Raw genomic sequence first — 14,859 nt, forward strand, 5'->3', positions numbered from 1 at the left:
CGACAGGATTTAGGACTGATGTCTTTGCTCTGGCGCAAAGACAACGGCGATCATTGGCATAGCCTAAGAGAAGCAACCCGAGGTGCTGCAGCAGTTTTAATAGACTTCCAGGTTCCAAAGTCGGGGCGTAAGCTTGGTGCGCTCATCGACACGGCCAGCGCGCATTTGATTTTAATTGCAGGGAGCCAGCCCAAATTGGCTGGAACGGGCGATAGTGATGATGGGGCAACTTACAAAAAGCGAGCGACAGCTTGCGCTGTTTATTCTGCTTGCCGTCAGTCTTTGCGGACTGGCGCTGGGTGTCGCGGGAAGGGATGACATCCTTGGCGCGCACGGCTTGCTGATCGTGCTGGCCGCGCTTGCCGGAATCTTCAAGATCATCTCGGTCTATTACGAGCCGGAGCCCAGCGACGAACGCTTGGCCCACTACTACGACGATCCGACCAAACTAGGCATCATTCTGGCTATGGTCTGGGCCGTGTTCGGCCTGTTCGTCGGCGACTGGGTGGCGTGGCTGCTGGTCAAGCCCGAACTCACATTCGATGCCGGATGGTCGAGCTTTGGACGGCTGCGGCCGGTCCACACCACGAGCGTCATCTTCGGATTCGGCGGCAACGCCCTGATCGCGACTTCGCTTTACGTCCTGCAACGCACATCGCGCGCCCGGCTTCCCGACCAGCTCAGCTCATGGTTCGTGCTGCTCGGCTACAACCTGTTCTGCGTTCTAGCCGTTACCGGCTACATGATGGGCATTACGCAGTCGAAAGAATATGCGGAGCCGGAATGGTACGCAGACATCTGGCTCGTGATCGTTTGGGTGGTCTACTTCGGCATCTACCTGCGCACGCTGGCCCGGCGTAAAGAGCCGCACATCTATGTGGCCAACTGGTACTACATGGCCTTCATACTGGTCGTTGCGATCTTGCATATCGTCAACAACCTGGCTGTGCCGGTGTCCTTCGGCCACGCCAAAAGCTACTCGCTGTTCGCCGGCGTGCAGGATGCCATGACGGAATGGTGGTACGGCCACAACGCCGTCGCGTTTTTCCTGACGGCAGGCTTTCTCGGCATGATGTATTATTACCTGCCAGTGCGCGCGGGCCGGCCGATCTTTTCCTATCGCCTGTCAATCATCAGCTTCTGGGGCATCACATTCTTCTACATGTGGGCGGGATCGCATCATCTGCATTACACGGCATTGCCGCAGTGGGTGCAGACGCTGGGCATGACCTTCTCGCTGATGTTACTCATACCGTCATGGGCGTCTGCGGCCAACGCGCTGCTGACACTGAACGGCGCCTGGGACAAGGTTCGCGACGACGCCACGCTGCGTTTCATGATGGTGGCAGCGGTGTTCTACGGACTGACAACCTTCGAGGGATCGTTTCTGGCGATCCGCTCCGTCAACTCGCTCTCACACTACACTGACTGGACCGTCGGCCATGTCCATGCCGGGGCGCTCGGCTGGGTGGCGATGATCTCGTTTGGCGCGATCTACGCATCCGTGCCGTGGTTGTGGAAAAGCAAAACCATGTATTCGCCGAGGCTTGTCGAAGTTCACTTCTGGCTCGCCGTTGCTGGCACGATTGTCTACGTCTTCGCAATGTGGAATTCCGGCATCATTCAGGGACTGATGTGGCGGACCTATAACGAGAGCGGCACGCTGGCCTACTCCTTCGTCGACTCGCTGGTTGCCATGCGGCCCTACTATATTGCCCGCGCGATTGGCGGCCTCCTGTTCCTCATCGGCGCAATGGTCGGTTGCTACAATATCTGGATGACCATCAAGACGGCGGCCTCAAGCGTTGAGCCGGAAACAACGGGCGATCGCCCGGCAGTTGCCGCAGTGCCTGCCCTTCAGGCGGGAGAATAAACCGATGTTCGGACTGCATTACAAACTTGAGCGGAAAGCCATCGGCCTTGTTCTGGGCATTGTCATCGTGTCCAGCATCGGCGGACTGGTCGAGATCGCCCCGCTCTTCACGATCCACCAGACCGTCGAGAACGCACCGGATATGCGCGTCTACACGCCGCTAGAGCTATCCGGCCGCAATATCTACATCCGCGAAGGCTGCTATGCCTGCCACTCGCAAATGATCCGCACGCTGCGCGACGAAGTCGAACGCTATGGTCCCTACTCTCTGGCCGTCGAGTCGAAATACGACCATCCGATGCTGTGGGGCTCAAAGCGCACCGGTCCTGATCTGGCACGTATCGGCGGCAAGTACTCGGACGAGTGGCACGTCGCCCATCTCAACAATCCACGTGACGTGATGTCCGTCTCGGTGATGCCCGCCTATGCCTGGCTATCACGGACCTCGCTAAGGACGGATGACATGGGGTTGCAACTGAAGGCGCAACGCGCAGTCGGTGTCCCCTACACCGATGACATGATCGCGAATGCCGCGGCCGACACCTACGGACAGGCTGCACCGGACACTCCGTTCGCGGAGGGCGTGACGAAGCGGTACGGCGCGGCCACCAATGTTCGCGCGTTCGACGGCAAGCCGGGCGATCTGACCGAGATGGACGCGCTTGTCGCCTATCTCCAGATTCTCGGCCGGCTGACAGATGCCGCGTACAAGCCCGTTGCGGAGGCGAAATAGTCATGGATGTCGAGCACAACACGCTGGTGTGGTTTTCGAAGTCGTTCGGATTGTTCTACCTGATCGCGCTCTCGATCATCGTCTTGGTCTACGCCTACTGGCCGTCGAACAGAAAAAGCTTCGATCGCGCCGCGACTTCCATTTTGCGCGATGAGGACAAGCCATGGCGGTAGAAGAACGCGATCTTCATACCGGTTATATGACCACCGGACATGAGTGGAACGGCATCAAGGAATTGAATACGCCGGTCCCTCGTCCGGTCTATTTCTTCCTCGTCCTGACGGCCCTGTTCTCGCTCGGCTACTGGGTATTGATGCCGGCGTGGCCGATCGGTGTGACCTACACAAAGGGACTGCTTGGGCTTGATGACCGGCAGAACCTGCAGGATACGCTCAAGCAGGCTGCGCTCGGCCGCGATCAATGGGCGAAAAAGATCGAAACCGACAGCTATGCGACCATTCAGGCCGATCCGCGGTTGATGAATATCGTTCGCCAGTCAGGACGGACGTTGTTCGGCGACAACTGTGCCGCCTGCCATGGCTTCAACGCGAAGGGCGGCCCAGGCTTCCCTGATCTCACCACCTCGTCATGGCTATGGGGCGGCGATCCTGCAGCCATTGCGGAGACGATCCGCGTCGGTATCAATTCAACGCATCCGGACACGCGCGTCTCGCAGATGCCCGCATTCGGTCACGACCAGATGATTCCGTCGGCCGATGTCGACAACGTCGTCGCCTATGTGCAGACCTTGTCCGCCCCCTCTACCGCGAAAGACGCAAAGCCGGGGCAGATCGAGGCTGGCAAGACCGTATTCGCGGCGACCTGCGCCGCCTGTCACGGCGACGACGGCAAGGGCAAGACCGACCTCGGAGCGCCCAACCTGACCGACAAGTCCTGGATTTATGGCGGCGACAGGCAATCCATTCTCAATACTGTCTGGAGCGGCCGGCAGGGCCGCATGCCAACGTGGGAAAGCCGCCTGACACCGCTCGACCGTAAAATTCTCGCGCTTTACCTTTTCGACCAACGGGCGACCGGCCAATGATGGACGCTGCAACATCCCCTGCCCGGCTGAGGTTGAAGCCATTCATCATGCTGGTGACTGGGCTCGGCCTTATTCTGCTTATTGGTGCGAATGCGCACCTGCTTTATGTCGCTGTAACCTCGCAGCCGGAGTGCGTCGATCACGTGCGTCGTGGTGAGGCGAGCGAAGGAAATAACAGCTTCAGCGCGGCGAAGTCGTCCTGTTCGCCAAAAGCCGCGAAGCCAACCAAACTATCGGCGGAGTAACTTCGCATGACCATGATCCCGAGCCTTGTGCCACCACTTCCGGTCAAGAACCGCTGGAATCGGTCATTGGCCCCATCCGACGCTTTCACATGGCTGGCGGCTGGCTGGCGTGATCTCGCCGTGCAACCGGCTTCGAGCCTTGCATATGGCTTGATGATATTTCTGGTATCGATCGCAATCGTTATCGGGTTATTCCGGTTTGGATGGGACTACATCCTGTTTCCGGCTTTCGCCGGGTTCATGGTTGTCGGTCCGATTCTCGCCGTCGGCCTGTATGAGAAGAGCCGGCGGCTGGCCGCTGGCTTGCCGGTAAGCCTCACGCGGATGATTTTCGTCAAGCCGAAGTCCGGCGGGCAAATCTTGTTCGCGGGGGTGCTGCTGTGTCTGCTGATGATCACCTGGATGCGCGCCGCAGTCATCGTCTATGCATTGTTCTTCGGTCTGGTGCCGTTTCCCGGCCTCGATCACATCGCTTCGATGCTGTTCACCACGCCCACCGGTTGGGCGATGCTTGTCGTCGGCAGTGCCATCGGGGGACTGTTCGCGGCCTTCTCGTTTGCAATCAGCGCATTCTCTATTCCGATGCTTCTGAACGAACGCGTCGATGCGTTGACAGCCATGGGAACGAGCACAGCACTGGTCTGGAACAACCTGCCGGTGATGCTGACATGGGGCGCCCTTGTCCTCGCTTTGTTTCTTCTTTGCCTGGCCACCGGGCTTGTCGGACTGATCGTGGTGTTTCCTGTGCTCGGGCACGGCACCTGGCACGCCTATCGAGCCGTTTCAGCCGGAGCATCGTAAAGCATAGCCGCCGCGAAGGCCGCGCTACGGCGCGGAGATGGAGTAGCCGATGAGTTGCTGCGCACCCGGCGCCGAACTCGCTCTTGCGATAACTAATCCGCATATCGCGGATGACGAACTGCTGCTCGCCAGCCATGTTGTCAGCGACGGAATTCGCCAGACAGATCTGTCCATACCTTCGATTCATTGCGGCGGCTGCATCCAGAAGATCGAGACAGCGCTTTGTGCGCTTCCCGGCGTCGAGCAGGCGCGCGTCAATCTGTCGACGAAACGGGTCTCGGTCCGCTGGGAAACCGACAAGCCGCCACCGCCCTTCATCGAGACGCTGGAGAGGATTGGCTATCACGCTCATCTCAACGATCTCGACGCGGATGGCCAGGATGAGACGCTGACGGAGCTGATACGCGCGCTTGCGGTGTCCGGATTCGCAGCCAGCAACATCATGGGACTATCGATCGCGATCTGGGTCGGCGCGGAGCCGGATACCCGCATCATGTTTCATTGGCTGTCCGCGTTGATCGCCTGTCCTGCATTAATTTATTCGGGCCATGTATTCTTCCAGTCCGCCTGGAGCGCGTTGCGTCATGGCCAGACCAATATGGACGTCCCAATTTCCATCGGCGTGCTGCTCGCATTTGGAATGAGCCTCTATGAGACGATCACCCATGGCGTTCATGCCTACTTCGATGCATCCATCTCGCTGCTGTTCTTTCTGCTAATCGGCCGGACGCTCGATCACATGATGCGAGAGCGTGCTCGTGATGCCGTCAACGGGCTTGCTCGCCTTGCCTCGCGCGGAGCGCTTGTCGTTCACGACGACGGCGCGCATACCTATCTGCCCGTAGGCGAAATCCAGCAAGGCATGATCCTCATCCTGCCTGCGGGCGAACGCGTGCCGGTCGATGCTAAAGTGATCAAGGGAACATCGGACATCGATTGCGCCATCGTTACCGGAGAGAGCCGGCCGCAACCGGCCGTTGCAGGCGCAATGCTTTCAGCCGGAACGCTGAACCTGACGGGACCTCTGACCATTGTCGCCACCGCGGCTGCGAAGGACTCATTCCTCGCGGAAATGGTACGAATGATGGAAGCTGCCGAAGCAGGCCGCTCCGTGTATCGCCGTATCGCCGACCGCGCGTCGCGGCTCTACGCCCCCGTCGTGCATCTCACCGCTTTGCTGACACTCATCGGCTGGATGATCGCCACCGGCGATGCACACCGGGCGATAACCATCGCGATTGCAGTTCTGATCATTACGTGTCCATGCGCGCTTGGTCTTGCCGTTCCCATGGTACAGGTCGTTGCGGCTCGCCGGCTGTTCGAACACGGCATCATGATCAAGGACGGCGGTGCGCTGGAGCGCATGGCCGAGATCGACACCGTGGTTTTCGACAAGACCGGCACACTGACCCTCGATCGCATGAAACTCGCCAATGGCGAGTCCGTCGATCCAGCTACGCTTGCTATCGCAACGTCGATCGCATCACACTCCCGTCACCCCTATTCACGCGCCATCGCCGCGGCCGGTCGAAACAGCGGTGTTGCGCCATTGGCTGTGACCGGGATTTCCGAAATTCCGGGAGCTGGTCTTGAAGCCCGCATTGGTGAAACACAGTACCGGCTGGGCAGACCCGATTGGGCCCTGACTGATGGATCTGAGCACGACTCGTCCTCCGGTGTCGTATTGTCGGAAAACGGACGGCTGCGAGGCGCATTCCATTTCGATAGCGATCTGCGGCCGGACGCTTGCCAGAGCGTTGCGGAGATTTTGTCCCAGGGACACCGCGTCGAGATCATATCAGGAGATCGCGACGAACCTGTGCGCCACCTCGCCGCTACGCTCGACGTCGCCTATCTCGCCGGCGTTTCACCTGGTGGCAAGACGGATCACATAGCAGTGCTGACGGCTTCAGGACGGCGCGTGCTGATGATCGGCGACGGCCTCAATGACACACCAGCATTGGCCGCCGCCCACGCCTCCATGGCGCCGGCTTCCGCGGCCGACGTAAGCCGCAATACCGCCGATCTGGTGTTCCTGCACGAAAGCCTGACTGCGGTGCCTCTGGCAATCGGTGTTGCACGCCGCGCAGGACACTTGGTGCGTCAAAACCTCGCTCTCGCAATCGGCTATAATGTGATTGCCGTGCCGATTGCTATTCTCGGCCATGTCACGCCGCTGATTGCCGCCGTGGCGATGTCGGCTTCCTCACTGATTGTGATCGCCAACGCCCTGCGTCTGACGGGCTCACGCCCTGACAAAAAGCTGCGCGCGGATAGTCCCGTCGCCAGCCACTTGTATGCGCTTCGGGTGGAGGAGGCGCGATGACTGATTTCTTCTATCTGATTCCGATCGCGCTCGCACTTGGAGCCGCAGCACTCGGAGCTTTCATGTGGTCGCTCAGAAGCGGGCAATATGATGATCTTGCCGGAGCGGCCGAACGTATTCTGTTTGACGAACAGAATGGCCCGGGAAAGGCCACCCCGCCTCCACGAATCGAACACGTGGACCGCGCCGGCAATTGACTGGACAATTCCCGTTCAATCACCTGCCGCACGATTTTGCTGGCGCCCCGTGATATTCGAAAATAGTCGCCAGTGCTTCGTTCCAAGCGGACCGAAGCTAATCAGCTCGCTTTCAGCTTTGAAGCGACTACAGTTCTCGGGCGTTTCACGGGGCGTGAGTGGTCGCGCGTGGCAACGCGCTTCACCTTCTTCACGTCGGCCCTTTTCACGTCGCCCTTCTTCACCTCTATTTTCTTTGTCCTCTTCACGTCCGATGCCGCCTGTTTGGTGCCGTGGCTGTGTCTTGCAAATTCCTCGCCATCGACCGGCGCGACATGCGGCGGGTCCCTGCCGAGATACGGGCGCCCGATGCCAAACCCCCTCCCGTTCGCATCGACCCACTTCCAGAGTTTGTCGGAGGAAGCCCATCGCTGATTGCGCGTCCCGCCGTCGACACTCACCACATCGGCCGCGAGCCCATGCCCATAACCGCCGCGCAAGCTGCCGCCATGATACGACCTGTTGCTCGCCGCCTTAAGACCGCTTGCGATCGACTGACGGTAGTCGTCACGGAATCCGCTGGTGATGCCGGGCGAAAGACCCGCGGCCTCCGCCGCGTGAAGCATATGAAACAATTTCAGCTTGAAGCTCCGGTCCATCCCGCCGATCACATAGTCCTGCATGGACATGCGGACTCGTTCCGCCGCCTTCGGGTCCTTCCATCCGAAATCCTGATCGACCAGCTTGGTGAACGTTCTGGTCACGGTCACCATCTTGCCTCTGCGCTTGACGGTAACACTCCTCCGTTCGGGCACCTTAATGGTGTCTTCCTTGAGCGTCCTCTCATAGAGAGCCCACAGATATCGATCGACGCATATCTCCATCGCCAGGCACTCGTCGACAATTTCTATGGAGTCCATAGCCTTGTTTGGTTCGCCGATTTGGACGTCCAACGGATCCACGCTCGCGAGTTGCACAGGCGCTGGTGGCGTTAGCGGCACATCCGGCGAATTGATCGAGGCAGCTTTGACAACCAGGATCTGCCTGTCCAAAGCGATGAGTGCTTCGGCAACTGCGTCTGCAAGTTCGCCCATCGCGGCATCGGTTTGCGCAAGATCGTCATTGAGCACTGAGCGTGGCTGTGATCTACCCCCGAGCTGGTATTCCGTGGAGTGAGAGCTGATATCCTCGCGCGGAGCGGCGACGGCTGTTTGGGGTGCTTCTGACCCCGTCGCCAGCAGGCCGACAATCCCGGTCGCAAAAACGGCGGATCGCAGCACAGGGGTTTGCACTGAAGGTCGCTGCAGGTTCATCATTCCAGCCTCATCGGAACCGGACTGCACAGCCAAACATGCGGACGCCCTTGATTGTTCGAGCAAGGTTATGGCCACGCAATGGCCTAACCGGGCGGCCCCTACCCTTTTCCCGGGAGTGTTGCCTGTAAGCAACGGCGTCGGATGGCAGGCCTGCGAGCGCTCGCCGTCCGTTTTGCGCCAACTTCAACGGCGAGCATGCTTGTTTCTCACGAGTCGGATATGTGAGGTTGGTCACGGCGGCAGACACGCGCTGCAACGGGGAATGGAATGGTGGATCGATTGACGTCGGCGAAATCCACTACGGCGATGCGTCGTTGGGGACCATCCGCCGTGGTGATGTTTGCAGCGATGGCCGCACTGCTGACCCCGACCGCCGACGCCGCAGCGAAACCGGCACGCCGCGCGCAACCTGCCGAGACCGCAGCGCCGCGCGAGGCAGGCGAGCCGATCATGGCAATCGTATCGATCAAGAGCCAGCAGGTTACGATCTATGACGCCGAGGGCTGGATCATGCGCGCGCCTGTGTCGACCGGCGTCAAGGAGCGCGAAACGCCCGCTGGCGTCTTCGCCATCGTCCAGAAAAACAAAGACCACCGCTCGAATATGTACGACGATGCCTCGATGCCGAACATGCAGCGCATCACCTGGAACGGCCTCGCATTGCACGGCGGACCGCTGCCCGGCTATGCGGCCTCGCACGGCTGCGTGCGGATGCCTTTCGGTTTTGCTGAGAAGCTGTTCGACATGACCCGTATCGGAATGCGGGTGATCATTTCGCCGGACGATGCGGCCCCAGCCGACTTTTCTCATCCGTCGCTATCGCTATTCGTGCCGAACGCGGAGGTCATCGCGGCTGCTCCGGCAAAGTCCCAGACGCTTTCACGCGAGGCCGCGGACGCCGCCATGGCGGCCGAGGAGGCCAAGAAGACTGCCGCCACAGCCGCCCGAGAATCCGCTCTGCTCGCAACGTCTCTGCGTAAGCTCGAACGGCTCAAGGCGCGGGCCGACGCCGAGGTTGTGTCCGCCGATAAAGCCGTGGCCACCGCCAAGACCGATCAAGCCAGGGCGAAGGCCGAGGAGCGCCAACAGAAGGCTGCCGCCAAGGCAGCGGAACTGGCGGCCCGGTTCGACGCCGACAACGCGAACGCCTCATCGAAGCTCGATGCAGCCAGCGCCGCGAAGGAAGCCGCCAAGACGGCTCAGACAAAGAAAGCCGACACGGCGAAAGCGGCGCTGGATGCAAAGCTCGCTGTCGAGCCGGTCTCGATCTACATCAGCCGCGCGACGCGGACTCTTTATGTCCGGCGTAATACGCACAAGCCGGCGCCGGACGGCGGCGGCGAAGTGTTCGATGCGAGCATCGAAGTTCCAATCGCGATCCGCGATCCCGGCAAACCGCTCGGCACGCACGTGTTCACGGCAGTGGCGCGCAACGACGCAGGTCTGCGCTGGACGGCCGTCTCCATCGACAACAGCGATGGCGCAAAAAACGCACTCGACCGCATCACCATCCCGAAGGAAATTTTGGACCGCATTGCGCCGACCGCATTGCCGCGATCCTCGATCGTCATTTCAGACGAGCCACTGAGCGAAGAAACCAACTATCGAACCGAATTTGTCGTCGTGCTGAGCGACCAGCCTCAAGGCGGCTTCATCACGCGCAAGCCAAGCGAGGTTCTGATGGCGGACGACAACGGCTGGGGCAGCGGCCGGCAGGACGACGGCGGCTTCGACGCCTTCTTTCAGCGCAATCCGAATCCGCCACCGCGCCGGGGCGGCGGCCAGTTCTACGTTCCGATGCAACGAGGCTGGTGGTAAGACGCGGCCCGGCGCGCGTTAACCTGGCTGTCCGACGTTGCGCCGGGACCGAAGACATCTCTCAATGCGCTCTCAACCTATTGATATGGTTGGTGGTGCACGCAGTGATTACCCAACCAGTCTCGCGGCGGAAATGGGACAAATAATGGGAAAATCGCGCAAATAGTGCGATTCGAATTTGCAAAATGCAGAAAACCCCCTGCGGCAGAGGCCAATTTTGCGGAATCCGGACAAAAAAATAATTGGGAAAACACATCGTAGAATTGGGAAAATCAGCCAAAGAAATGGGAGGCTTTCCCAATATTTTTGATTCGCGATTCGTGAGTGCACAATCTTTGCACATCAGGCTTGGGGGGCGCTTTGAGCACGCTGGCCATCAAATACAAAGACCCGCGCAAGCTCAAACCTCGCCTCAAGAATCCCCGTACGCATACGCCCCGGCAGATCAAACAGATTGCCGCCAGCATCCAGCAATTTGGTTTTATCAATCCCGTCCTGATCGATGGCTCGGACGGCGTCGTAGCGGGCCATGCGCGGATTACAGCTGCCATATCCCTAGGCATGGCGGACGTTCCGACTGTCAGGGTCGACCACCTCAGCCCAACCCAAATCCGGGCCTATGTTATCGCCGACAATCGGCTTGCAGAGAATGCGGGATGGGACCCTAACCTGCTTGCCCTTGAACTGCAGGAGCTTTCCGTCCAGCCGAATTTCGATGTGACGGTCACTGGTTTTGAGATGGCCGAGATCGATCTGATCGTCGGCCAGGCGGGCGACAGTGGACCAGACGAGGAAGATGCCCTCCCTGAGATCGATCGCTCCCTTCCCGCGGTATCGCGGCACGGAGACTGCTGGCAGATCGGCGACCACGTTCTACTATGCGGAGACGCCCTCAAGCCGGAAAATTATAAACGCCTCCTCCAGGGCAAACGGGCACAAGCGGTGTTTGTTGACCCGCCCTACAACGTGCCGATTGCAGGCAATGTTTCTGGTCTGGGCAAAAAGCAGCACCGGGAATTTGCGATGGCATCAGGCGAGATGAACCGGCAGGAGTTCACGAACTTCCTGCGGCGCGCCTTGAAGAACCTCGCCGCGTTCAGCGTCGACGGCTCAATCCATTTCGTATGCATGGACTGGCGGCATATTCGAGAATTGGCCGATGCTGCCGATGATGTATATACGGAACTCAAGAACATCTGCGTCTGGTCGAAAAGCAATGCCGGTATGGGTTCCTTATACCGCTCCGCTCACGAGTTCGTTTTTGTCTATAAGAATGGCCGCGCCAAGCACATCAATAATGTTGAACTGGGGCGCTTCGGACGAAGCAGAACAAATATTTGGCATTATCCCGGCATGAGCAGTTTCGGGAAGGACCGGGACACCGCGCTTGCCGGGCACCCGACACCGAAACCACTTGCACTGGTCAGCGACGCCATTCTCGATTGCTCAAAACGAGGCGGCATCGTTCTGGATGCGTTTGCCGGCAGCGGCACCACATTGCTCGCGGCTGAAAAGACCGGCCGGCATGGATACGGCATTGAACTGGATTCGCATTATGCTGATCTCATCATTCAACGGTTCAAAGAGATCTATAGCCTGAAAGCCATACATGTAGAATCTGGCTTGAGTTTCGATCGAGTTAAGGCCACGCGGACGGAGCACGACAAGAATGGTCAAGCGGGTACAACGGCTAACATCAGAGCAAAAAAGTCGGATCGACAAAAAATCCTCGAAGGAAAAGCAAAGGCCTCGCGCAAGAGCAACGCACGACACCGACGCTCCGGCCGAAAAGAAAGATAAATATTCGGTTGGACGCGGCAAGCCGCCGAAACATACCCAATTTAGAAAAGGCGATGGCCGACCTCGACCGGGTCGCCCCAAGGGCAGCAAGAATATCGTTACTCTCGTAATGGAAGCTGCGCGCGATCAAGTCACCGTCGCCATCGACGGGAAACGGCGGAAAATATCTAAAGCACAAGCAGCGGCGATACATTTGGCAAACGCAGGTGCAACGGGAAATGAAAAGCTATTATTGAAATTCATCGACGTGATTGCAGACATCGAAGCGCGTGCCGAGGCAGCCAGACCTTCCGAATATCCTTTTAGCGATACCGATCAAATAGTGATCCGGGCAATCTACAAGCGCCTGCGGCCATACGATCAGCGGGAGAGCGACTGATGACTCTATCTCCGGCAAGGATGGTGGCCGAAATCTATCGGCAGGATCTGCTTGCATTCATCCATCGTTCCTTTCTTGAGCTCAATCCAGCGGCGACATTCGAATACAACTGGCATCAGGAATTAATTGCTCGAGCCCTCGAAGATGTTGCCCACGGCAGTTGCAAACGTCTGATCATCAATGTTCCGCCGCGGCACTTGAAATCTCACTCCGCATCCATCGCGTTCCCTGCCTGGTTCCTGGGACACTTTCCGGAGAAGCAGGTGGCATGCGTCTCTTACGCCCAGGATTTTTCCGATACTCTGGCCCGACAGTCTCGTCGCCTCATGGGCAGTGCATTTTATCAGGCCCTGTTCAACACCAGAATTTCTAGCAAAAGAGACACCGTAGCTGATTTCGAAACCACACAGGGTGGCTTCCGGTTCTCTACGTCGGTCGGAGGTGGATTTACGGGTCGTGGCGCAGACGTCATCGTGATCGACGACCCTTTGAAAGCTGATGAAGCATTGTCTGACGCACGACGCCAAGGCGTGAACGAATGGTTCAATAACACCTTGCGCAGCCGTCTCAACAAGCAAGTCGAAGGTGCGATCATCATAGTCATGCAGCGATTGCACGCCGATGATCTGGTCGCCCATGTCCAGAAGATGGAAAACTGGCGAGTGTTATCGTTCTCGGCACTCGCCGAAGAAGACGAATCCTATGAAATTCGAACACCGTACCAAACGACCCAGTTTCGTCGAAAGGCAGGAGATATTCTTCAACCATCCCTGATGCCGCGATCGTCCCTAGATACGCTTCGCGCGTCAGTGACGCCATATCATTTTGCTGCCCAGTATCAACAGAACCCGCAACCGCCGGAAGGCCACATCGTCAAGCGCGAGTGGCTAAAATTCTATACGGCAAACGAAAAGCCTGACGATTTCGGAACAATTCTTCAAAGTTGGGATACAGCCGTGAAGGATACTGAAATTGCAAATTTCAGCGTCTGCACGACTTGGGGGGTTAAGGACAAAAAAGCTTATTTGCTAGACGTTTTTCGCAAAAGACTTTCATTCCCCGATCTAAAGAAATCCGTCGAAAGCCAAGCTGAGCGTCACCATGCGACGGTCGTTTTGATTGAAGACATGTCATCCGGGTCTTCTTTAATCCAACAACTCCGCTCCGAAGGCCTTTCGAAAGTGCAGGCCGCGCCGTCCTTGGACGGTAATAAGATCATGCGATTGTATGGCCAAACGTCGGTGATCGAAAGCGGGTTCGTTCTATTTCCAAAGGCAGCAGATTGGCTCGATACCTACTTAACCGAACTGCTTTCATTCCCGAGCTCCAACTATGACGATCAGGTCGATTCCACGGTCTACGCATTAGCTTGGATCGCTCAAAATCCTAGATGGTCCGGCAATCTCATAAAGCAACCGTGGTTTCATTATTACAGCGAGCTACCAGAGGATCAGCAGTATAAGCGCGTTTTTATGTCTTGGGACACTGCCCTTAACGATGGCGGGCAGAGTGACTGGACTGTGTGCACAATTTGGATGCGACTTGGCGACAAATATTATTTGCTGCACGTAGAGCGGGGCATCTACGAATACCCCCAGCTGTGCAAAGTGTTCGTCGAACTCGTACAAAAGTACGACCCAGAGCAGATCCAGATGGAGGAAACTGCAATAGCAAAAGCACTCAAACGCGAGCGCGGCTTACCACGGCGCGCGTCAATTAAACTTCAGCCTATCGAGCAAGATCGAAGAGGTCGGCTCTATACCCAGCAATCCAAATTTAAAGATGGCAATGTGCGGTTTCCCAAACAAGCTTCGTTCATGTCTCTGGTCGAAAGAGAACTTCTCAGCTATCCGCACGGCGAAACCGATGACATCGTAGATAGCATCAGTCTGGCTCTCCAATACGGTGGTACGGGGTATGACACCACTTTGGGTTGGGTAGGATGAGAAATCTTAAAATCTAGCGACTACGCTGGCATTTCTGCGATCCGGAAGTCTCGACAGGCATGCCTGCTATTAATCCAAGTCCGTTAGATGAGCCGTTTCCTCAGCCGTTAAGCTTATGCGAACGACGTAATAACTCATGTTCATTTTCTGGTCTTGATTTACATCGGCTGAGAAAAGCGTGCCGAAGCCTTTGACTTCTGGCATCGTCCGTTGAACGCGGCAAAGCGCATCACAATGGCTGCCCCACGCGTAACTGGTTAATATCTTGCGATGGCACCTTGGCTTCGACAGTTGATTGATAGGTCTCTGGAACGATCAACATCAGCGGCTGGTTGGCATTGGCTCCCCCAACCGCATGGATTTCCAATTGGTGTACAACGCCATCTTGAAGAGCTCGTATG

14 protein-coding genes are annotated in these 14,859 nt (G+C 57.8%); 12 read left to right on the forward strand and 2 right to left on the reverse strand.

What is annotated here, in order from left to right; all coding sequences use genetic code 11:
- Positions 1–217 precede the first annotated feature (217 nt).
- From ccoN to ccoS, 8 genes are read left to right on the forward strand one after another with little or no spacing between them, the layout of a single operon-like run.
- The gene (gene ccoN / locus AC1RM7_RS09245) at positions 218–1,873 is read left to right on the forward strand and encodes a cytochrome-c oxidase, cbb3-type subunit I (RefSeq protein ID WP_024921954.1); all 1,656 of its coding nucleotides are present in this window, start codon (positions 218–220) and stop codon (positions 1,871–1,873) included.
- 4 nt (positions 1,874–1,877) lie between these two features.
- A complete protein-coding gene (ccoO, locus tag AC1RM7_RS09250) occupies positions 1,878–2,606 on the forward strand; it encodes a cytochrome-c oxidase, cbb3-type subunit II (protein WP_024921953.1) in 729 nt (242 codons plus the stop codon).
- Positions 2,607–2,608: 2 nt separating this feature from the next.
- Entirely contained in the window at positions 2,609–2,779 is a 171-nt protein-coding gene (locus tag AC1RM7_RS09255) for a cbb3-type cytochrome oxidase subunit 3 (protein ID WP_006021861.1), read from the forward strand.
- Positions 2,770–3,651: a cytochrome-c oxidase, cbb3-type subunit III gene (gene ccoP, locus AC1RM7_RS09260; protein WP_024921952.1), complete on the forward strand. Its 882-nt coding sequence runs from the start codon at positions 2,770–2,772 to the stop codon at positions 3,649–3,651. The genes AC1RM7_RS09255 and ccoP overlap by 10 nt, the downstream gene beginning before the upstream one ends.
- Entirely contained in the window at positions 3,648–3,896 is a 249-nt protein-coding gene (locus tag AC1RM7_RS09265) for a hypothetical protein (protein ID WP_051472555.1), read from the forward strand. Before ccoP ends, AC1RM7_RS09265 begins: the two co-directional genes overlap by 4 nt.
- A gap of 6 nt (positions 3,897–3,902) precedes the next feature.
- Positions 3,903–4,697: a DUF2189 domain-containing protein gene (locus AC1RM7_RS09270; RefSeq protein WP_024921950.1), complete on the forward strand. Its 795-nt coding sequence runs from the start codon at positions 3,903–3,905 to the stop codon at positions 4,695–4,697.
- Positions 4,698–4,746: 49 nt separating this feature from the next.
- Complete coding sequence (locus AC1RM7_RS09275; RefSeq protein ID WP_024921949.1) at positions 4,747–7,023, forward strand: heavy metal translocating P-type ATPase; 2,277 nt, start codon at positions 4,747–4,749, stop codon at positions 7,021–7,023.
- Complete coding sequence (gene ccoS / locus AC1RM7_RS09280; protein WP_006021866.1) at positions 7,020–7,220, forward strand: cbb3-type cytochrome oxidase assembly protein CcoS; 201 nt, start codon at positions 7,020–7,022, stop codon at positions 7,218–7,220. The genes AC1RM7_RS09275 and ccoS overlap by 4 nt, the downstream gene beginning before the upstream one ends.
- A gap of 101 nt (positions 7,221–7,321) precedes the next feature.
- On the opposite strand, the gene AC1RM7_RS09285 is transcribed toward ccoS, so the two are convergent.
- The gene (locus tag AC1RM7_RS09285; RefSeq protein ID WP_024921948.1) at positions 7,322–8,515 is read right to left on the reverse strand and encodes a M15 family metallopeptidase domain-containing protein; all 1,194 of its coding nucleotides are present in this window, start codon (positions 8,513–8,515) and stop codon (positions 7,322–7,324) included.
- Positions 8,516–8,782: 267 nt separating this feature from the next.
- Here AC1RM7_RS09285 and AC1RM7_RS09290 point away from each other — a divergent pair, with 267 nt between their 5' ends.
- The 4 genes from AC1RM7_RS09290 to terL all read left to right on the forward strand — a co-directional run bounded on the left by AC1RM7_RS09290 (position 8,783) and on the right by terL (position 14,458).
- Complete coding sequence (locus tag AC1RM7_RS09290) at positions 8,783–10,333, forward strand: L,D-transpeptidase (protein WP_024921947.1); 1,551 nt, start codon at positions 8,783–8,785, stop codon at positions 10,331–10,333.
- A gap of 360 nt (positions 10,334–10,693) precedes the next feature.
- Positions 10,694–12,133 carry a site-specific DNA-methyltransferase gene (locus tag AC1RM7_RS09295; protein WP_034459206.1) on the forward strand — a complete coding sequence of 480 codons (1,440 nt, stop codon included), beginning with the start codon at positions 10,694–10,696 and terminating at the stop codon, positions 12,131–12,133.
- Positions 12,048–12,512 carry a DUF5681 domain-containing protein gene (locus tag AC1RM7_RS09300; RefSeq protein ID WP_244434391.1) on the forward strand — a complete coding sequence of 155 codons (465 nt, stop codon included), beginning with the start codon at positions 12,048–12,050 and terminating at the stop codon, positions 12,510–12,512. The genes AC1RM7_RS09295 and AC1RM7_RS09300 overlap by 86 nt, the downstream gene beginning before the upstream one ends.
- Positions 12,512–14,458 carry a phage terminase large subunit gene (gene terL, locus AC1RM7_RS09305; RefSeq protein WP_024921945.1) on the forward strand — a complete coding sequence of 649 codons (1,947 nt, stop codon included), beginning with the start codon at positions 12,512–12,514 and terminating at the stop codon, positions 14,456–14,458. Before AC1RM7_RS09300 ends, terL begins: the two co-directional genes overlap by 1 nt.
- 229 nt (positions 14,459–14,687) lie before the next feature.
- On the opposite strand, the gene AC1RM7_RS09310 is transcribed toward terL, so the two are convergent.
- On the reverse strand, positions 14,688–14,825 hold the full coding sequence (locus tag AC1RM7_RS09310; protein WP_157133520.1) for a putative HlyD family type I secretion protein: 138 nt from the start codon (positions 14,823–14,825) through the stop codon (positions 14,688–14,690).
- Positions 14,826–14,859 lie beyond the last annotated feature (34 nt).

Source organism: Afipia sp. GW822-FHT03D08, assembly GCF_058801645.1.